At 69.8% G+C, this 18,298-nt stretch carries 15 protein-coding genes and 1 pseudogene; 11 read left to right on the top strand and 5 right to left on the bottom strand.

Features of this window, described 5'->3' with window-relative positions:
• Positions 1-15 precede the first annotated feature (15 nt).
• Positions 16-2,628, bottom strand: a pseudogene (mgtA, locus tag ACG10_RS01205) (magnesium-translocating P-type ATPase); the annotation flags it as partial.
• 783 nt (positions 2,629-3,411) lie between these two features.
• Between mgtA and ACG10_RS01195 the strand changes: the two are divergent.
• Both ACG10_RS01195 and ACG10_RS01190 read left to right on the top strand, forming a co-directional pair.
• Complete coding sequence (locus tag ACG10_RS01195) at positions 3,412-5,094, top strand: glycoside hydrolase family 13 protein (protein ID WP_232487165.1); 1,683 nt, start codon at positions 3,412-3,414, stop codon at positions 5,092-5,094.
• Positions 5,095-5,148: 54 nt separating this feature from the next.
• Positions 5,149-6,366, top strand: a complete 1,218-nt coding sequence (locus ACG10_RS01190) for an aldose 1-epimerase family protein (protein WP_089166805.1) — start codon at positions 5,149-5,151, stop codon at positions 6,364-6,366.
• A gap of 152 nt (positions 6,367-6,518) precedes the next feature.
• On the opposite strand, the gene ACG10_RS01185 is transcribed toward ACG10_RS01190, so the two are convergent.
• Complete coding sequence (locus ACG10_RS01185) at positions 6,519-6,755, bottom strand: hypothetical protein (RefSeq protein WP_089166804.1); 237 nt, start codon at positions 6,753-6,755, stop codon at positions 6,519-6,521.
• Between the two features lie 341 nt (positions 6,756-7,096).
• Here ACG10_RS01185 and ACG10_RS01175 point away from each other — a divergent pair, with 341 nt between their 5' ends.
• The 5 genes from ACG10_RS01175 to ACG10_RS01155 are packed head-to-tail and all read left to right on the top strand — an operon-like array spanning position 7,097 to position 11,555.
• Complete coding sequence (locus ACG10_RS01175; RefSeq protein WP_089166803.1) at positions 7,097-8,149, top strand: ABC transporter substrate-binding protein; 1,053 nt, start codon at positions 7,097-7,099, stop codon at positions 8,147-8,149.
• On the top strand, positions 8,140-8,844 hold the full coding sequence (locus ACG10_RS01170; RefSeq protein ID WP_089166802.1) for a GTP-binding protein: 705 nt from the start codon (positions 8,140-8,142) through the stop codon (positions 8,842-8,844). Before ACG10_RS01175 ends, ACG10_RS01170 begins: the two co-directional genes overlap by 10 nt.
• Complete coding sequence (locus ACG10_RS01165) at positions 8,841-9,848, top strand: ATP-binding cassette domain-containing protein (protein ID WP_089166801.1); 1,008 nt, start codon at positions 8,841-8,843, stop codon at positions 9,846-9,848. Before ACG10_RS01170 ends, ACG10_RS01165 begins: the two co-directional genes overlap by 4 nt.
• On the top strand, positions 9,836-10,420 hold the full coding sequence (locus tag ACG10_RS01160) for a nitroreductase family protein (protein WP_232487164.1): 585 nt from the start codon (positions 9,836-9,838) through the stop codon (positions 10,418-10,420). Before ACG10_RS01165 ends, ACG10_RS01160 begins: the two co-directional genes overlap by 13 nt.
• Before the next feature lie 4 nt (positions 10,421-10,424).
• The gene (locus ACG10_RS01155) at positions 10,425-11,555 is read left to right on the top strand and encodes a glutamate-cysteine ligase family protein (RefSeq protein ID WP_232487163.1); all 1,131 of its coding nucleotides are present in this window, start codon (positions 10,425-10,427) and stop codon (positions 11,553-11,555) included.
• A gap of 225 nt (positions 11,556-11,780) precedes the next feature.
• Here ACG10_RS01155 and ACG10_RS01150 read toward each other — a convergent pair whose 3' ends face one another.
• The gene (locus ACG10_RS01150; RefSeq protein ID WP_089166799.1) at positions 11,781-13,823 is read right to left on the bottom strand and encodes an AsmA family protein; all 2,043 of its coding nucleotides are present in this window, start codon (positions 13,821-13,823) and stop codon (positions 11,781-11,783) included.
• Between the two features lie 204 nt (positions 13,824-14,027).
• Between ACG10_RS01150 and ACG10_RS01145 the strand changes: the two genes are divergently transcribed.
• Positions 14,028-14,852, top strand: a complete 825-nt coding sequence (locus tag ACG10_RS01145) for an alpha/beta fold hydrolase (RefSeq protein WP_039801016.1) — start codon at positions 14,028-14,030, stop codon at positions 14,850-14,852.
• A gap of 113 nt (positions 14,853-14,965) precedes the next feature.
• Here the strand turns inward: ACG10_RS01145 and ACG10_RS01140 are convergent, their stop codons facing one another.
• Positions 14,966-15,157 carry a CsbD family protein gene (locus ACG10_RS01140; RefSeq protein WP_089166798.1) on the bottom strand — a complete coding sequence of 64 codons (192 nt, stop codon included), beginning with the start codon at positions 15,155-15,157 and terminating at the stop codon, positions 14,966-14,968.
• A gap of 448 nt (positions 15,158-15,605) precedes the next feature.
• On the opposite strand from ACG10_RS01140, the gene ACG10_RS01135 reads away from it, so the two are divergent.
• The gene (locus tag ACG10_RS01135) at positions 15,606-16,124 is read left to right on the top strand and encodes a helix-turn-helix domain-containing protein (protein ID WP_089166797.1); all 519 of its coding nucleotides are present in this window, start codon (positions 15,606-15,608) and stop codon (positions 16,122-16,124) included.
• Positions 16,125-16,153: 29 nt separating this feature from the next.
• Entirely contained in the window at positions 16,154-16,705 is a 552-nt protein-coding gene (locus tag ACG10_RS01130) for a transposase (RefSeq protein WP_089166796.1), read from the top strand.
• A gap of 111 nt (positions 16,706-16,816) precedes the next feature.
• Here the strand turns inward: ACG10_RS01130 and ACG10_RS01125 are convergent, their stop codons facing one another.
• Positions 16,817-17,110, bottom strand: coding sequence for a hypothetical protein (locus ACG10_RS01125; RefSeq protein ID WP_169531212.1), 294 nt, complete (start codon positions 17,108-17,110; stop codon positions 16,817-16,819).
• Positions 17,111-17,317: 207 nt separating this feature from the next.
• Here ACG10_RS01125 and ACG10_RS01120 point away from each other — a divergent pair, with 207 nt between their 5' ends.
• A complete protein-coding gene (locus ACG10_RS01120) occupies positions 17,318-18,115 on the top strand; it encodes an endonuclease (RefSeq protein ID WP_089166795.1) in 798 nt (265 codons plus the stop codon).
• The last annotated feature ends 183 nt before the right edge of the window (positions 18,116-18,298 follow it).

Here is an 18,298-nt window from a genome sequence, read left to right as displayed (position 1 = left end):
TGCCCACAAGCTCCCCTATCCTGGCTCCCCCCGATACCTCCTTGCCGCACTCCTCGGCCTCCGTGCCGCCGCATAGAACCGCCGCTTCACCGCCTCCGACGCCGCCGCGTAGAGCAGGGTGATCAGCACGATGGTCGCCAGCAGCGCGGGCGGCAGGGGGACGAGGTCGAACCAGGTGCCGGCCGGGGTGTAGGGCAGGAGCACGGTGAGCAGCATCACCGCCAGGGTGCTCGAGAGCAGCAGGCGGCCGGGGCGGCTGCGGTAGAAGGGTTTGTAGGTGCGCACCACGAAGATGATCGCCAGTTCGGTGAGCAGCGACTCGACGAACCAGCCACTGCGAAACAGTTCGGGCCGCTCGCCGACGAAGTGGAACAGCACGCCGAAGGTCAGCAGGTCGAAGGCCGAGCTGACCAGGCCGAACACCACCATGAAGTTGCGCACCTCGCGGAGGTCCCAGTGGTGCGGGGTGCGTTCCCATTCGCGGTCGACGTTGTCGCCGGCGATGCCCATGGCCGGGATGTCGGAGAGGAAGTTGTTGAGCAGGATCTGCTTGGCGAGCAGCGGCAGGAAGGGCAAAAACAGCGAGGCCAGGGCCATGCTGATCATGTTGCCGAAGTTGGCGCTGGTGGTGATGAAGATGTACTTGAGGGTGTTGGCGAAGGTGTGGCGGCCCTCGTCGATGCCCTGGCGCAGCAGGTCCAGGTCGTGGCGCAGGAGGACGAAGTCGGCCGCCTCCCTGGCCACGTCCACCGCCTGGTCGACCGAGACGCCGACGTCCGCCGCGTGCAGCGCCGGCGCGTCGTTGATGCCGTCGCCGAGAAAGCCGACCACGTGGCCGGTCTTCTGCAGGGCGAGGATGATCCGCTCCTTCTGGTTGGGGTCGACCTCGGCGAACAGCGCCACCTGCGGCGCCAGGTTGAGCAGCGCCTCGTCCTTCATCTGCAGCAGCTCGCCACCGGTGATTACCCGCTCGGCCGGAATGCCGACCGCCTCGGCGACATGCCGGGTCACCAGGCAGTTGTCGCCGCTGATGATCTTCACCGCCACGCCGAGCCGGCCGAGGGCCTGCAGGGTGTCGCGCACGCCGGGCTCGGGCGGGTCGAAGAACAGCAGGAAGCCGGCGAAGGCCAGTTCGCGCTCGTCCGCCTCGGCGTAGCGCGCCTGGCGCGCCACCGGCCGGCTGGCCAGGCCGAGCACCCGGTAGCCCCGGGCGCTCCACTGGGCGTAGCGCTCGCGGATGTCGGCCAGCGCCGCCTCGTCCAGCGGCGCCGCTGCCTCGCCCTCGCCGATCCGCGTGCAGCGCTCCAGCACCTTGTCCAGCGCGCCCTTGACGATCATCAGCGCCTCCCCGTCCGCGTCCTCGACGACCAGCGCAAGGCGCTTGCGCACGAAGTCGTAGGGAATCTCGTCGAGCTTGCGAAAGGTGCCGAGATCCAGGCCCTGCTCCTGCGCTTTGGCGACCAGCGCGGCATCCAGGGCGTTGGCCAGCCCGGTCTGCAGGCTGGCGTTGAGGCAGGCGAGCAGCAGGCAGCGCGCCGAGGGCTGGCCATCGGGGGCCAGCGCGCCGTCGAGCTGCACCACCCCGCGGGTCAGGGTGCCGGTCTTGTCGGTGCACAGCACGTCCATGGCGCCGAGGTTCTCGATGGCGTTCAGCTGGCGCACGATCACCCCGCGCCGGGCCATGCGCTGCGCGCCCTGGGCCAGGGTGATGCCGAGGATCGCCGGCAGCAGCTCGGGGGACAGGCCGACCGCCAGGGCGATGGCGAACAGCAGGGTGTCCACGGTGGGCCGCCCGAGCAGGATGTTCGCCGCCAGCACGCCGACCACCATCAGCAGCATGACCTTGAGCAGCAGCGCGCCGAAGTGGCGCAGGCCGCGCTCGAACTCGGTTTCCGGCGGGCGCAGCGACAGGCTGCGGGCGATCTGCCCGTATTCGCTGTCGGCGCCGGTGCGCACCGCCAGCAGGGTCGCCGTGCCGCTGCGCAGCGAGCTGCCCATGAACAGGCAGTTGCCCCGCTCGGCGAGGCTGGCCTGGGGCTCGGCCAGCCCCGGCTGCTTCTCCACCGGGAAGGTCTCGCCGGTCAAAAGACTCTGGCTGGCAAAGCAGTCGCGGGCTTCCAGCAGTAGGCCGTCGGCGGGGATCAGGCTGCCCGCGGACAGCTCGATCACGTCGCCCGGCACCACCTCGGCGGCCGGGATCTCGACCGGCACGCCGTCGCGGCGCACCCGGGCGGTGATCGCCACGCGCCGGCGCAGCTGCTCCAGGGCGCTGGAGGCGCGGTATTCCTGGACGGTGCCGAGCAGCGCGCCGACCAGCACGATGGCCAGCACGATACCCGCGTCCAGCCAGTCGTGGACCACCAGCGAGACCACGCTGGCGAAGATCAGGATCAGCACCAGCGGGCTGCGCAGCTGTTCGAGGAAGATCCGCGGCAGGCCGCGGGAGCGGCCCTGCTCCGGCGTCCTGCCGGCGCCTTGACGGGTGGCTGCGGCGGCGCCGGAGAGACCCTCGGGGCGGCTGTCCAGGGCGGCGAAGGCCTGCGCCGGCGTCCAGCTCCACCAGGGCTCGCCGGGTTCCGCCGGGCGCTCGCCCTGCGGCGGGCGCAATGCGCGGCGGAGGTTCAGCCAGCGCGAAAAAACGCTGCCGAGACCACCGGCGGACGAATCCATGTCGTTGGAGCTGCCCATGTTTCCCCCGTACCGGCAGGGGCCGGCTTTCGTCTACAGCGTAGCCAGCACGGCAGTCGCCCGGCGCGAGGCGTACTGTCGCGTGCCCCGGCAGCACGGGACGGCCTTCGCCAGGCTTTTTTGGCAGGCGGTCCCGGAGGCCGAGCGGCGCGATCCGCACGGCTGCCGGCCTGAACGTGCCAATATCTGCTTTTATCTTGATGAATCGTTTTACCTAAGCGCAAATACGGCGAAAAACCTTAAAACGATGAATGTCTTGTCAAACGAAAAACCCCCTACTAAGGTAGCGATACCCCGACAGGGGACCCTTGCCGGGACAGAGCGGCCCGCCCGTTTCGGGCCCGCCCCGGCAGACGACAAGAACAACAAGACGGGGGGCGACGCGCCCGGGCCTGCGGCCCACCAAGACAGCGTTGCCCCGGAACAAGGTGTCCCATGGTTGCAGTAATCCAGCCGCCCGCCCGCGCAGGCGATCCCCCTGCCCCTCGCTCCCCGAATCCTCTTCGCCCTCATGCCGGCGAAGGCGGCGACGCGCCTTCCGGCGCTTTCATTCGCCATGTCCGGCCGCCTCGTTCGGGCGACATCCGGCCCCGATGCCGGCGGCCCTGAAGACAGCACGCACTACGCCAAGAAACTCGCCCTGCCTACCAACAATCCCAAGAACAGGAAGCTTGTATGTTTCGTCGAAAGTTCCTAGCCACCACTCTTGCGACTGCTGTCGCCTTGTCCCTGTCCTCCCTCTATGGCAGCGCCTACGCCGCCGATGCCACGACCGTCCAGAGCGACGAGAACTGGGCCCGCAACTCGGTGATCTACCAGATCTATCCGCGCTCCTTCGCCGATGGCGATGGCAACGGCATTGGCGACATGTCGGGCGTCATCTCGCGGCTGCCCTACCTGGACAGGCTGGGCGTGGACGCGCTGTGGCTGTCGCCCTTCTACAAGTCGCCCCAGGCCGACGCCGGCTACGATGTGGCCGACTACCGGGTGGTCGATCCGATGTTCGGCAGCACCGAGGAGTTCGAGCGCCTGCTGAAGGAGGCCCACGCCCGCGGCATGAAGGTGATCGTCGACCTGGTGCCCAACCACACCTCCGACGAGCACGCCTGGTTCCAGGCCGCGCTGAAGTCGCCGCCCGGCAGCCCCGAGCGCGCCCGCTACATCTTCCGCGACGGCCGGGGCGAGAACGGCGAGCTGCCGCCGAACAACTGGCCGAGCGTGTTCGGCAAGGCCGCCTGGGACCGGGTGCCGGGCGAAAAGCAGTGGTACCTGCACCTGTTCGACAGCAAGCAGCCCGACCTGAACTGGGACAACCCGCAGGTGCGCGCCGAGTTCGAGAAGGTGCTGCGCTTCTGGCTGGACCGCGGCGTGGACGGCTTCCGCGTCGACGTGGCGCACGGCCTGATCAAGGAGAAGGGCTTGGCCGATCTGCCGATCGAGGAAGGCCGGGAGAACGCCGGCGCGCTGGTCGGCCCAATGTGGGATCAGGACGGCGTGCACGACATCTACCGCTCCTGGAACAAGGTCCTCGCGGAATACCCCGGCAAGCGCATCATGGTGGCCGAGGCCTGGGTCACCCCGCGCGAGCGGCTGACCCACTACATCCGCCCCGACGAGATGCAGCAGGCGTTCAATTTCGACTACCTGATGACCAAGTGGGATGCGGGCGCCTTCAAGGAAGTCATCGACAGCTCGATGGCCCTGACCGCCACGGTGGGCGCGCCGACCACCTGGGTGACCTCCAACCACGACACCGTGCGCGCCCCTTCGCGCTACGGCCTGAAGGAGCTGGGCAAGCATGCCCTGCCCGGCAACGGCATCGGTCCCGCCACCGCGCAGCCGGACGAGGCGCTCGGCCTGCGCCGGGCCCGCGCCCTGGCCATGCTGACCCTGGCCCTGCCCGGCTCGACCTACATCTACCAGGGCGAGGAGCTGGGCCTGCCCGAGCACACCACCATGGAAGGCCAGTACCGCCAGGACCCGATGTTCCTGCGCACCAAGGGCGAGGAAGTCGGCCGCGACGGCTGCCGCGTGCCGCTGCCCTGGAAGGCGGACGCCCCGTCCTTCGGCTTCGGCCCGGGCGACAAGACCTGGCTGCCGCAGCCGGCCTCCTATGCACGCTATGCCGTGGACCGCCAGGAAGGCGCCGCCGATTCCACACTGAACCTGTACCGCAGGATCCTGGAGCTGCGCCATGACCACAAGCTGGGCGACGGCAAGCTGCAGTGGGTCGACGCTGGCAAGGACGTGCTGGCCTTCGACAATGGCGACCTGCGCGTGCTGATCAACATGGGAACACAGGCCGCAGCGCTGCCGGAAGGCAGCCAGGTGCTGCTGTCCAGCGAAGCGCTGTCGGAGGCGGGCAAGCTGCCGGGTAATACTGCGGTCTGGCTGAAACGGACGTAATCGCAATCCGGGGCAGCTTCGCGGCTGCCCCACAACAAGAAAAGAAGGGTCATCATGAACAAGCTTTCCTGCCTCATCGGCCTCGCCGCTATCGTCGGCACCACCTCTGCCCTGGCCCGGGACTATGTCCTGCTCGATACCGACAAGCCGGCGCAGAACTGGAAGATCGACAGCCAGCAGCTGGGCATCAAGACCGACAAGCCGTTCTCGGTCAGCCTGCGCACCCTGCACGGCGGCCTCCAGGAGGGCGTCAGCCTGATCGACATCGATACCGGCGCCATGACCATCACCGTGGTGCCGACCCGCGGCATGAACGTGCTGCGCGCAGTGGCCGGCGACGTCCGCATGGGCTGGGACTCGCCGGTCAAGGATGTGGTCAACCCGGCGTTCATCGAGCAGAACGGCCGCGGCGGCCTCGGCTGGCTCGAGGGCTTCAACGAGCTGGTCACCCGCTGCGGCTACGAGTGGGTCGGCCACCCTGGCATGGACAACGGCGAGCTGCTCACCCTGCACGGCCGGGCGGCGAACATTCCGGCCACCCGGGTGGTGCTGAGCATCGACGAGCAGCCGCCGTACGCCATCCGCCTCAGGGGCGAGCTGAAGGAGCAGGCGTTCAAGAAGGTCGACTTCAGCGTCGCCACCGAACTGAGCACCACGCCGGGCGCCACGGGCTTCGTCATCGACGACACCCTGACCAACAACGGCGACTATCCCAAGGAATACCAGGCGCTCTACCACAATAACTTCGGCACCCCGCTGCTGGGCCAGGGCGCGCGCTTCGTCGCCCCGGTCAAGCAGGTCTCGCCGTTCAACGCCAAGGCCCGCGGCGACCTCGCCAACTGGCAGACCTACCGCGGCCCGACCCAGGACTACGACGAGACCGTCTACAACCTGGTGCCCTACGGCGACGCCAGGGGCGACACCCTGGCCGTGCTGCACAACCAGGCCGGCGACCGCGGCGTGCGGGTCGACTACAACGTGCAGCAGCTGCCGGTGTTCTCGCTGTGGAAGAACACCGACACCGAGAAACAGGGCTACGTCACCGGCCTCGAGCCCGGCACCAGCTTCTCCTACAACCGCCGCTTCCAGCGCCCGCTCGGCCTGGTGCCGACCATCGGCCCGAAGGAGCAGCGCCAGTTTCGGGTCGGCTTCGCCCTGCTCGCCGACAAGGCGGCGGTGGACCAGGCCGTGCAGCGGGTCAACGAGGTCCAGGCCGGCCGGCCGACCGAGGTGCGCGAAGAGCCGCTGGTCGATCTGACCAAGCAGCAGTAAGTCCTTCCGGGGCGTAGGGCGGGTGAAACCCGCCAGATGGCGATTGATCGTGCCCACGCTCCTGCGTGGGCACGTTGCAGGTGCGCCCGGCCCTGGGCTCCCACGCAGGAGCGTGGGAGCCATCAAAATTTCATTGCCCTACGAAGCTGCCCTCAGGCCGGGGCAGCCCCCTCCAGCAGCACGCGCTCCAGATCCTCGGTCGCCTCGACGATGGTCTGGAAGTTCTGCTGCGCCTCCTCGTCGATGGGATTGGCCCGACCGATCCAGGCGCGCGCCTGGGTCAGCGCGTGGCGGGCCTCCTCCTCGGCCTTGCCGAGCAGGGTGACGCTGCCCAGCTTGCGCGCGCCGATCAGGCGGCGGGTGGCATTGACGATGCCGCGTGACTTCATGGCGTGTTCCTCGTGGCGAATGGATACGCCGGGGACGATGCCAGCGGCGTGCCAGAAGCCCGCAGCCGCCGCCGGCCGGGCCGCGAACGCCGACAGCAACGCATCGAGGGTTCGCCCCGGTACGTCTGCCGCGGCGGAATGTTCGGCGGCGAACACCTCATCCCTCGCCGTTCCCCTGCCGGAACGCCCGCAACCCCGGCCCGGCGCGGCCTCGGCCGCAACCGCGCCGGCTGGCCCGAATCTCGCTAAAGCCAGTCCATAGGATGGAAAACTCGCATCGCGATTTTCCACCGGCCGGAGCACCTACGGACCAGACGACCCGCCGGAGCGAGGAGGTCAGCGTGACGACACCACAGCACACCAGCGCCGACGCCGGCCACCCCGCGCTACCGGCGCCCGGCGCCCTCGGCGCTCTGGACCTGCTCGGGCGCATGCCGATTCCGCTGCGCCGGGCCTTCAAGGCCGGCCTCGACCAGACCCTGGCGGCGCAGCGCGCGGCCGGAGGCCCGGCCCTGAACTGCTGCTGCCTGGGCGGCGGCGAGTGGTACAGCCCGTTCGACAGCCTGGCCAGCGAGCGCGACCCGGCGCGCCTGCCGGGCCTGCTGGTATCGACCGTCTACCAGGACATCCTGGCGCCCGATCTGCTCGCCCACTACGCCCCCGGCCGCGCTGCCCGCCCGCTGCCCGAACTGCATCCGGCCTGCGCGGCGGCCGGTCTGGCCGATCCGCTGGGCGCCTTCCGGGTGTTCTCGGTGATCCCCTTCGTCTGGCTGATCGACCGGCGCCGGCTCAAGGGCCGCCGGCCGCCGCGGGTGTGGAGCGACCTGCTCGATCCGCAATGGGCCGGGGAGATCGTCTTCGGCGGCTGGCGGCCGAATCCGCAGATGGCCTACCAGGACTACAACGCCTACCTCTTGCTGGCGCTGTACCTGGAGTTCGGCCAGAGCGGGCTCGCCGCCTTCGCCGGCAACGTCCGCCACCTGCAGCACAACGTGCGCACCGCGACCCAGGCCGGCTCGAACAGCCCGGACGTCGGCGCCATCGCCGTGCTGCCCTGGCTGCAGGCCGAACTCTGCCCGCGCCGCGAGCGTACCTCCGTGGTCTGGCCGGAGGACGGCGCGCTGGCCATGCCGATCGGCTACCTGTTGAGGCCCGGCTGCGAGGCACGCCTCGCCCCGCTGGTCGACTACCTGCACGGCGCGCAGCTCGGCGCCGTGCTCGCCCGCAACTGCTATCCGCCGACCGGCGCCGCGCACGCCCGGGCCTTTCCGCCGGGGGCGCGGCTCAAGTGGCCGGGCTGGGCGTTCTTCCACACCCATGATTTTGCCGCCGAACAGCGCCGCGCCGCCGAGCTGTTCTTCGCCGCCCAGGGGGGCCTGCGCCTATGCAACTGATCACCGTGGCCGGCTCGCCGTCGGTCGGCAAGACCTCGGTCATCCTCCAGGTCGCCAGACTGCTGAAACAGGACGGCCTCGCCGTCGGCGTGGCCAAGTTCGACGCCCTGTCCAGCGACGACGGGCGCCTTTATGCCCAGCACGAGATCCCGGTGGCGGTCGGCCTGGCCGGCGCCCTCTGCCCCGACCACTACTTCGTCTCCAACATCGAGGACTGCCTGGCCTGGGGCCAGCGCCAGGGGCTCGACGTGCTGCTCAGCGAGAGCGCCGGGCTGTGCAACCGCTGCTCGCCGCACATCGACGGCGTGCTGGCGATCTGCGTGGTCGACGCCCTGGCCGGGGTGCACACGCCGAAGAAGATCGGCCCGATGCTGCGCCTGGCCGACCTGGTGGCGATCACCAAGGGCGACATCGTCTCCCAGGTCGAGCGCGAGGTGTTCGCCTTCCACGTGCGCCTGGCCAACCCCGGCGCGCCGGCGCTGTTCTGCAACGGCCTCACCGGCCAGGGCGCCGCCGACCTCGCCCGGCACATCCGCGCCGCCGCGCCGACACCGAGCCTGGACGGCAGCCGCCTGCGCTTCTCGATGCCGGCGGCGGTCTGTCCCTACTGCGTCGGCGAAACCGCCATCGGCGAGACCCACCAGCGTGGCAACGTGAAGAAGATGCGCTTCGCCGACCGGGAGGAGTCCCGATGAGCCTCGCCGAGCTGCCCTTCGCCCTGCTGCCGGAGCGTCACCCGGCGGTCGCCGAGTTCGTCGCCGCCCTCGCCCTGCCGCCCGCCGCGCCCGGCGCCAGCGTCGCCCAGTGGCTGGCCGGACTGCCCGACGAGGCGCTGTTCGACGCCGGCATGCAGCGCGGGCAGTTGCTCGATCACCTCGAACGGCTGGTCGCCGAGGTGCGCGCCCTGGCCGAGGCGCCGGGCGAGCGGGTCGACAGCCTCACCCTGCTCGGCGGGCGCGACAAGAGCGGCCGCGCCGAAGACCTGGAGCTGGTCTTTCACGCCGGCGAGATCGTCTGCATCGTCGGCCCGACCGGCTCGGGCAAGAGCCGCCTGCTCGCCGACATCGAGTGCCTGGCCCAGGGCGACACGCCGACCGGCCGCCGGGTGCTGGTCAACGGCGCCGAGCCGCCGGTGGAGCGCCGCTACGCGCCGGACCGCAAGCTGGTCGCGCAGCTGTCGCAGAACATGAATTTCGTCGTCGACCTCAGCGCGCGCGAACTCGTCGAGATGCACGCCCGCTGCCGGATGGTCGCCGACCCGGAGGGCATGGCGCGCACGGTGATCGCCTGCGCCAACGCCCTGACCGGCGAGAAGTTCGCCGCCGACACCTCGGTCACCCAGCTCTCCGGCGGCCAGACGCGGGCGCTGATGATCGCCGACGCGGCGCTCTTGTCGGCCTCGCCGGTGGTGCTGATCGACGAGATCGAGAACGCCGGGGTCGACCGCAAGCGCGCCCTCGACCTCTTGGTCGGCGGGGCGAAGATCGTGCTGATTTCCACCCACGACCCGCTGCTCGCCCTGCGCGGCGCGCGGCGGCTGGTGATCCGCAACGGCGGCATCGCCGAAGTGCTCGACACCAGCCCGGCCGAACGGCGCAACCTGCAGCGCATCGAGCGGCTCGACGCCGCCCTGATGGGCATCCGCGAGCGGCTGCGCGCCGGCCTGCGCATCGAGGAGGAACTGCCATGGGCGGAATGACCCCGATCCCCGCGGCGGACTCCGCCCTGGGCCTGCTGCTCAACCGCCGCTCCTGCCACAGCGTGCGCGCGCCCGGGCCGGACGACGCGGAGCTGGCGCTGATCCTGCGCGCCGCGCTGCGCGTGCCAGACTTTCAACACCTGCGCCCGTACCGCTTCCTCGCCGCCCGCGACGACGGCCTGGACCGCCTGGGCCAGGCCATGCAGCGCGCCGCCGTGGCCGCCGGGCGGAGCGAGGCGGAGATCGCCCGCACCCCGCGCATGCCGCACCGCGCCCCGCTGGTGATCACCGTGGTGGCCAGCCCGCGGCCGAGCACGCTGGTGCCGCTGTTCGACCAGCAGCTGTGCGCCGCCTGCAGCGTGCTGACCCTGCAGCTGGCCGCCCGCGCCCTCGGCTACGGCGGTCTGTGGCGCTCCGGCTGGCTGATGTACGACCGCGGCTTCCACCGCGAACTGGGGCTGGGCGAGGACGAACAGATCGTCGGCTTCCTCTATCTGGGAACACCGCAACGCGCCGAGGAGACAACCCATGAGGCTGTGCCAGACCCCCACGACGTCCTCCGCTGGATCTAGCCCGATGCCGGCCGTGCACTACGGCATCGAATTCGAGTACCTGCTGGCCGACACCCGCGGCCCGCAGGCCGGCCGCCTGCGCGACATCCACGCCCTGGATGTGCCCCGGCTCGCCGACCTGCTCGCCGACCGGCCCGGCCTCGGCGACCCGACGCTGGCCGAGGGCGACCTGGGCATCCGCCGCGGCTACTGGTATCTGGAGGGCGACGAGCGCTTCGACCCGGACGGGCGCTTCTGCGGCTTCGTCGCCAAGGGCGTGGAGATCCGCACCCCGCCGCGGCCCGGCGTCGCGGCCGCCATCGACTGCCTGCTCGACATCGAGCGCCAGCTCGCCGCGCGCCTCGGCCGCGACGGCCTGGGCCTGGCCATCGCCGGCTTCGATCCGCTGCGCACCCAGTACGGCTACACCCCGCCGCTCAATGCCTTCGAGCAGCGCCTGCGCGCCGGCGACCGCGAGTACCAGGGCATGGAGCTGTCGATGCTGACCTACGGCCCGGATCTCAACCTCTCGCTGCCCGACTGGAGCACCAAGCGCAACCTCGATGCCGCGCGCAAGCTCAACCACTACGCACCCTACATCGTGCCCTTCAGCTTCAGCTCGCCGTACTGCGCCGGGCGGCCCTGGCACGGCTGGTCGCGGCGCACCTGGCTGCGCTGCGACCAGCGCCCGGCGGTCAAGCTGTTCCTCGGCCTCGAGGAATACGCCGAGCAGGCCGGGCGCTCGCCGCTGCTGCGCCCGGCGCGGCTGGCGCGGGAAGCCGGGCGCATCGAGTTCAAGGCCTTCGACGCCATGCCCTCGGTGGAACTGCTCGCCGCCTGCTGCCACCTGCTGACCGGCATCTGCCTGGCGAACAACCTGCGCGGGCGCAGCGAAACCCCGGACGTGGCGCTGTACCGCCGCGCCGCGCTGCACGCCTTCGACGATGCGGAGATCCGCAACGGCGCGCGCGCCGCCCTCTACGCCGCCGCCGAAGCCCTCGACCGCGCCGGCAATTCCGCCGCCGTCGAAGGCCTGGCGCCGCTGGCCCGGCTGCTGTCGAGCCGCAGCACGCCGGCCCACGCCCTGCGCGCCAGCGGCCGGCTGTTCCACCCCGGCGGGCTGGCCGACCGCCTGCCGCAAGCGGCGGCCTGTTGAGGAGCGGACATCAGTCGGCCTGGCTGATCCTCATCTGCTCGGGCATTTGATCGTGCCCGCGCTTCCGCGTGGGCGCGCCGCAGGGGCGCCTGAGGCGCCGGAGCGCCCGGCCCTAGGCTCCCACGCAGGAGCGTGGGAGCCATCAAGCGACGAGGATGATCGTTGCCCACGCTCCTGCGTGGGCACGTTGCAGCAGCCGGCCGAAGACCTTGAAAGGGGTGGGCATCAGTCGGCCCGGCTGGTCCTTATCTGCTCCAGCATGGGTCTGCAGCGGTTCGGCTGTTCGGCGCTGGGCGCGATGAGCGCGAGCAGGCCGGCCACCGGGGCGACGACGCTGCCGAGCGCCACCATGCCGGCGCCGCGCGCGATCAGGCCTTCGGCATGCACCCCCGGATCGGGGTTCTTGAAGGTGCCGCGCACGTAGAGCGGCGAGCGCAGCGAGATGATCCGCACGCCCTTGGACTTGGGCACGATGTCGATGTCCAGCGCCTCGCTCTTGAAGTTGACCGAGCCGTCGATGGTGACCACCGCGTTTTCCGTGTCGAAGACGAACAGCCGCGGAGTCGCCAGGCCGTTCTTGAAGCCGATGTCCGCCGCCGCGCAGTTGATCGGGACCTCCTCGTCTCCGAACAGGCGCTCGACGACGTAGCTGCCGACGTTCAGCCCGGCGAGCTCCATCAGCGCGCGGCTGATGGTGCCGTCGTTGATCAGCAGCTTCAGTTCGCCGTCGGCCGAGCCGAGCAGGGCGGCCACCGAGTTGCCGGTGCCGCGCAGACGGGCGTCGCCGTTCAGCTCGCCGAGGCTGTCGCGCATGGTCTCGACGGTGGGGAACAGGCGCTTGAGTTCGAGGCCGCGGATGCTCATCCGCACCCGGCCGTCCAGCGGCGTCTGCCGGCCGTCAAGGGACACCGTGGTGTCCAGGCGTCCGCCGGCGACGCCCAGGCGCAGCGGGTCGAGACGCAGCCTGCCGTTCTCCAGCTGCACATGAGTGGACAGGTCGGTGATCGGCAGCTGCTTGCGCCGGACGATGCGCTTGCCCTCGAAGCGCACGTCGGCGTCCATGTCGCGCCAGCGCTCGGTGCGGAACTCCTCCACCGGCAGGGCCTTGTTCGGCGGCTGTCTGGATTTCTCGCGCTCGGCCTCGGTGTCGGCGCCGATCAGCGGGCCGAGGTCGCGGAACAGCAGCTGGTTGGAGGTCAGCGCGCCGGACAGCTTGGGCCGTGGCTGGCGCGCCACGTAGGTCAGGTCGCCGTGGATGTCGCTGTCGCCGATCTTGCCGCTGAACTCCCGATAGCGGTACTCGGCGCCCTCCGGGTCGCGCAGGTCGGCGGTCAGCCGCCCGCGGGTGGAATAGGCGGCGGTGTCCGGCAGGGTCACGCCGATCAAGGAATGCAGGTTGGCCAGGCTGTCGCCGGACAGGCGCAGGCGCAGGTCCAGCGCGCTGAGCTGGCGCGGCGCGACCAGCACGCCCTCGGCGCGCAGGCGGGTTTTCCCGGCGCGCAGGTCGACCTGCACGGGAAACGGCAGCCGAGTGTCCTGCAGGGCCAGCAGCCCGCCGACCTTGCCCTCGCCGGCCAGCGGCTGGCCGCGGTAGCGCCCCTGCGCCGTCCAGGCGAAGGCGTAGTCCTGGGGCCGGGCGCCCTCGCGGATGGCACGCTCGGCCTGCGCCTTGCCGACCACCTGCTCGAAGGGGATCGGCGCGCCGAGGGGCGCGACGTCCGCCTGCAGATCGGCCTTGAGCACCTGGTCGTCCAGCCGTATGCGTGCCCGGTCGAACTGGACGGTGCCGATGTCGAAGGTCCAGGGCGACGGCGCCTCGTCCCTGGCCTTGTCGCCCTGGTCGAAGGTCCAGTTGGCGCGGCCGTCGGCCAGCCGCTCGAGACTGGCGTCCGCGCCGGTCAGCCTGATCTGCGGGATGCGCACGGTCTTGCCGAGCAGGGCCAGCGGTGCCAGTTCCAGCTCGACCCGCTCGAGGCTGACGAAGCGCTCGCCCCTGGCCCAGTCCGGATTGCCCAGGCGCAACGCCTCGGCGCTGATCTGCGGCCAGGGCACCCAGGCGCGCCAGCCGGACTCCTCCGCCGGGCGCCGCCAGCGCACCGCCAGCTCGCCCTCGATGGCGAAGGGACGGTCCAGGGCCTCGGAAACCTGCGCGTTGATCCGCGGCTTGAGCCGGTTCCAGTCGAAGGTCGCGACGAGCACGACCAGGGCGACGATCAGCACCGCCAGACCGCCCAGCACCCCGACGAGGATCTTTCCGCTACGCGCCATGCCTGTCTCCGCCTGTCCCGACCCGCTGCGCGGGCAGCAGCTTTTCTGTATCGACTGGCGAAAGGCGGCGATGACTCCTGCTGCAGTGATGAGCGGTCCTCGGCCGCCGGGCGGCCAGCACTATCGCCCAGCGGCAGGGTCGTAATCGGGAACCCCTGCGGCGCCACGCCTGCGGACGCCGCATCCCACACGAGGAAACCCGGCATGTCCATCCTGACGCTCCAAGACGGCACCACCCTCTTCTACAAGGACTGGGGATCGGGCCAGCCGATCGTCTTCTCCCACGGCTGGCCGCTCTGCGCCGACGCCTGGGACGCCCAGATGCTGTTTCTCGGCCAGCGCGGCTACCGGGTGATCGCCCACGACCGCCGCGGCCATGGCCGTTCGCAACAGACCTGGGACGGCAACCACATGGACCAGTACGCCGACGACCTAGCGCAGCTGCTGGACGTGCTCGACGTGCAGGATGCCGTGCTGGTCGGCCACTCCACCGGCGGCGGCGAGGTGGCCCGCTACATCGGCCGGCACGGCACGGCGCGGGTGGCCAAGGTGGTGCTGCTGGGCGCGGTGCCGCCCTTGATGCTGAAGACCCCGAACAATCCCGGCGGCCTGCCGAAGGAGGTGTTCGACGGCATCCGCCAGGGCGTGCTGGAGAACCGCGCGCAGTTCTTCAAGGACCTACCGACCACCTTCTACGGCTTCAACCGGCCCGGGGCGCAGGTCTCCGAGGGCCTGCGCGACGCCTTCTGGCTGCAGGGCATGAGCGCCGGCATCAAGCCGGCCTACGACTGCATCGCGCAGTTCTCCGAAACCGACTTCAGTGAGGACCTGAAGAAGTTCGACGTGCCGACCCTGATCGTGCACGGCGACGACGACCAGATCGTGCCGATCGACGCCTCGGCCCGGCGCGCCGTGCAGCTGGTGCCGAACGCCACCCTGCTCGTCTACCCGGGCGGCTCGCACGGCCTGGCGCAGATCGAGGTGGAACGCTTCAACCATGATCTGCTGCGCTTCGTCATCGAGGGCTGAGGGATACGGAGCCCCCAGACAAGGCAATGCCCGCGAAAGCGGGCATTGGCAGGCTGGGCGGCGTCGGGGCGCCGTTGCAGGGGATGGTTGCGGTCGGTTTCGCCGCCCGAGGCTCAGGCCTTATCGATACCGCGCTTGACCGCGTCCTTCACCTCGCCCTTGGCCTTCTGGGCCTTGCCGCGGGACTCCTGAGCGCGCCCCTCACCCTCCAGGGTCCGGTTGTCGGTGGCTCCGCCGATCCCCTTCTTGATCTTGCCGGCGGCCTCGTTGGCGGTGCCCTTGATCTTGTCGGAAGTACTGCCCATCTGTCGTCTCCTTAATTTCAGTAAGTGACACCTGAATGGACCGGCAGAACGCGACGATGGTTTGGTGTGGCCGGACGAACGGTACAGGAGCGGCAGCGCCGATGGCCGCTCCGTAGGTCGGGTTAGGGTCTGTTGACGTTTTGGTGTAGGCCGCGACGGCGGCCCGTTTGGCGCAGAACAAGGAACGAGGAGAGAAGTTTGGTCATTCCAAATGAACGACGAGCGACGCCGTGCTGCGCCAAACGGACCCCGTCCCTGCGGGTTGCGCGGCAAATGCCGCCATGCGGCGTTGCGGGTCTTGGCAAGGGAATGACCATTGCCGGCGACCCGCGCCTTGCCTGGCGGCATTTGACGCGGCAACGCGGCTCACGCCAAAACGTCAACAGACCCTAGTGCAGTTTCATAGATGAAGTTGTGGAAATTATGGCATCAGGCGATGCTATGCCCCATGAAAGCACCTCTATTCGTTCGCCCTTTGACTACCGAGGAACGGCAGGCCCTGCAGGTTGGCTTGCGTGCCCGGGAAGCCTTCACGCTGCGGCGCTGCCAGATCCTGCTGGCCAGCGCTGACGGCAAGACCGCCACGGAAATTGCCGCTCTGTTCGGCTGCGCCACGCAAACCGTACGCAACACCCTGCGGGCCTTTGCCGCCGAGGGGGTGTCTTGCCTGACGGAGAAGTCGCATCGGCCCAAACGTGTCCGTCCCTTGCTTGCGGGCACGCAGGCCGAGCGCTTGCGCGCCTTGCTGCATCGCAGCCCCCGCGATTTCGGCAAGCCCACCCGCTTGTGGACCTTGAGCCTGGCCGCCGAAGTGGCCTTCGAGCAGGGGCTGACCGAACGGCAGCTGAGCCACGAGTCGATCCGCCAGGCCCTGATGCGCCTGGGCGTGGGCTGGAAGCGGGCCAAGACCTGGATCACCAGTCCGGATCCGCACTATGCGCGCAAAAAAAGCGACGCGACTGGCTGATCGAACTGGCCACAACGCACCCGGACTGGGTGCTGGGTTTTCAGGACGAGGTCTGGTGGAGTCGTTTCGCGCGCCCGTTCCTGAAGGCCTGGAGCGCGGGTCCGGCTTTGCGCCTGCAGCAGTTGTCGGTGGATCCGCAGGATGCCGAACCCAAGGCGCTGAGCTGCTATGGCCTGCTGCGCGCCGACACGGGGCAGATGCTGCTGCGCTTCGTCAAGGGCCGCCCGGTCAGCCAGGTGACCGAGGACTTCCTGGAGTGGGTCTGCGAGCGCCTGGCGAGCGAGGGGAAGAAGGCGCTGCTGATGATCTGGGACAACGCCAGCTGGCATATCAGCCACCGGGTGCGGGCCTGGATCGGGGCGCACAACCGCCGGGCCAGGGCCGAGGGTGGCGTACGGATCGTAACCTGCCGCCTGCCGAGCAAGAGCCCCTGGCTGAACCGGATCGAGCCCCGCTGGGTGCATGGCAAGCGGGCGATCCATGAACCCGAACGCCCGCTGACCAGCGCTGAGGTGATGGAGCGAGTCTGCACCTATTACGGTTGTGAACAGCTCCCGCCACTTGAACAGGATGTTGGTTGAAACTGCACTAGCCCGACAGCCTGCCCGGCATTGCCTGTCGCGCCGGGTTACGCCCTACGGGCTAACCCGACCTACAGTTGCAGCAGTGATCCGGTATTTCATGAAAATGCTCTAAAAATCCCGGGTAGTGCGGGGCGCCTCACTCCCGCCCTCCAGGCACTGCTTCAGCCAGGCCCGGTCCTGCTCGGCGCTGCGCACCAGCACCCGCTCCCGATACAGCGCCAGGCGCCGCTTGCGCTCCTCGGGAGCCAGCCCGTCCCAGCCGAGAAACAGGCTGGCGTCGTCCGCCGCCTGCAGATCCGCCTGCGGAGGCGAAGGCGAACGCATCCAGCGTCCCAGGCACACGCCAGCCACGAACAGGCCCAGACAGGCGAACCCAACGAAAAGAACGATGGCGAGAATCATCGGCAGCCCTCCCTGGCCTGGCGATTCGTAACATGTTGTTACGATATTGTGGCTGTGACAGCCCGCCCCGCCGAAAGTGCGCCCCCGTTCGGCGCCTGCCGCGGACGCTCCAGAGGCCTCTCCCGGCCTGCGACCCGGCCGATGGAAGCGGCCGCCGGGGCGTCAGTAGAATCGCCCTCCTTTCGCTCGACTGATGGAACCGTGTCGATGGTTGCAAAGAAGATAGTGTCACTGCTTTCCGGCATCGCGCTGGCCGTTGCCGGCAGCCTGTTCACCGATATCGAGCCGCCCGAAACCTTCGGCGCCGCGAAGAAGATCGCCCGCGAGATCCATGCCGACGACCCGCTGACCTTCTACTGCGGGTGCCGCTACCGGGACAATCGCGTCGACCTCGCCAGCTGCGGCTACCAGCCGCGCAAGAGCCCGCAGCGCGCCAGCCGGCTGGAGTGGGAGCACGTGGTGCCCGCCTGGGTCATCGGCCATCAGCGCCAGTGCTGGAAGAAGGGCGGACGCGAGCACTGCACGGCCAACGACCCGGCCTTCGCCGCGGCCGAAGCCGACCTGCACAACCTGGTGCCGGCGATCGGCGAGGTCAACGGCGACCGCAGCAACTTCGGCTTCGCCATGCTGAACCGCAAGCCCGACCAGTACGGCCGCTGCCGGATGGTCGTCGACTTCCAGGCGCGCAAGGCGATGCCGCGCGAGGAAGTGCGCGGCGCCGTGGCGCGCATCTATCTGTACATGCACGACCGCTACAGGCTGCGCATGTCCCCGCAGGATCGCAAGCTCTACGAGGCCTGGAACCGCCAGTATCCGGTCAGCGAACGGGAGCGCCGGCGCAACCAGGAAGTCGCCTGCCAGATGGGCTGGGGCAACCCCTACGTCGGCGAGGTCGGGCTGTGGCGCTGCGGCTTCGCCGGGGTCATGACCAGCCTCCTCGACGGCGCCGGGGGTGTGATGCAGGACGGCCTGCGCGATGCCCTGAAGGCCCTGCAGCAGCGTTGAACGCAAGAGAGTCCGCGGCGCCTGCCGGATCGGCCCCGGGGCGGCCGTCATCGCGGCGAGCGGCGACACGCCCATGGGCGGACATTGGAAGAGCCCATGGCGGGCAGCTATTCTGCGAGAGAAATGCAACCGCCCCTTCGGCGCCTGGCCATCGGCCGCTGCGCCGGAGATTGGCAGCGAAGG

It is taken from the genome of Azotobacter chroococcum, assembly GCF_002220155.1.
In the GTDB taxonomy this organism is placed as follows: domain Bacteria; phylum Pseudomonadota; class Gammaproteobacteria; order Pseudomonadales; family Pseudomonadaceae; genus Azotobacter; species Azotobacter chroococcum.
Note: the sequence above shows the minus strand (reverse complement) of the source record. Positions and strands in the feature narration are given on the sequence as shown.

Excerpts from the sequence above, each read along its gene's own strand:
- ACG10_RS01190 (WP_089166805.1), top strand. The coding sequence starts at position 5,149 with ATGAACAAGCTTTCCTGCCTCATCGGCCTCGCCGCTATCGTCGGCACC.
- ACG10_RS01165 (WP_089166801.1), top strand. The coding sequence starts at position 8,841 with ATGAGCCTCGCCGAGCTGCCCTTCGCCCTGCTGCCGGAGCGTCACCCG.
- ACG10_RS01160 (WP_232487164.1), top strand. The coding sequence starts at position 9,836 with ATGGGCGGAATGACCCCGATCCCCGCGGCGGACTCCGCCCTGGGCCTG.
- ACG10_RS01150 (WP_089166799.1), bottom strand. The coding sequence starts at position 13,823 with ATGGCGCGTAGCGGAAAGATCCTCGTCGGGGTGCTGGGCGGTCTGGCG.
- ACG10_RS01125 (WP_169531212.1), bottom strand. The coding sequence starts at position 17,110 with ATGATTCTCGCCATCGTTCTTTTCGTTGGGTTCGCCTGTCTGGGCCTG.
- ACG10_RS01170 (WP_089166802.1), top strand. The coding sequence starts at position 8,140 with ATGCAACTGATCACCGTGGCCGGCTCGCCGTCGGTCGGCAAGACCTCG.
- ACG10_RS01135 (WP_089166797.1), top strand. The coding sequence starts at position 15,606 with ATGAAAGCACCTCTATTCGTTCGCCCTTTGACTACCGAGGAACGGCAG.
- ACG10_RS01145 (WP_039801016.1), top strand. The coding sequence starts at position 14,028 with ATGTCCATCCTGACGCTCCAAGACGGCACCACCCTCTTCTACAAGGAC.
- ACG10_RS01185 (WP_089166804.1), bottom strand. The coding sequence starts at position 6,755 with ATGAAGTCACGCGGCATCGTCAATGCCACCCGCCGCCTGATCGGCGCG.
- ACG10_RS01140 (WP_089166798.1), bottom strand. The coding sequence starts at position 15,157 with ATGGGCAGTACTTCCGACAAGATCAAGGGCACCGCCAACGAGGCCGCC.
- ACG10_RS01120 (WP_089166795.1), top strand. The coding sequence starts at position 17,318 with ATGGTTGCAAAGAAGATAGTGTCACTGCTTTCCGGCATCGCGCTGGCC.
- ACG10_RS01155 (WP_232487163.1), top strand. The coding sequence starts at position 10,425 with ATGCCGGCCGTGCACTACGGCATCGAATTCGAGTACCTGCTGGCCGAC.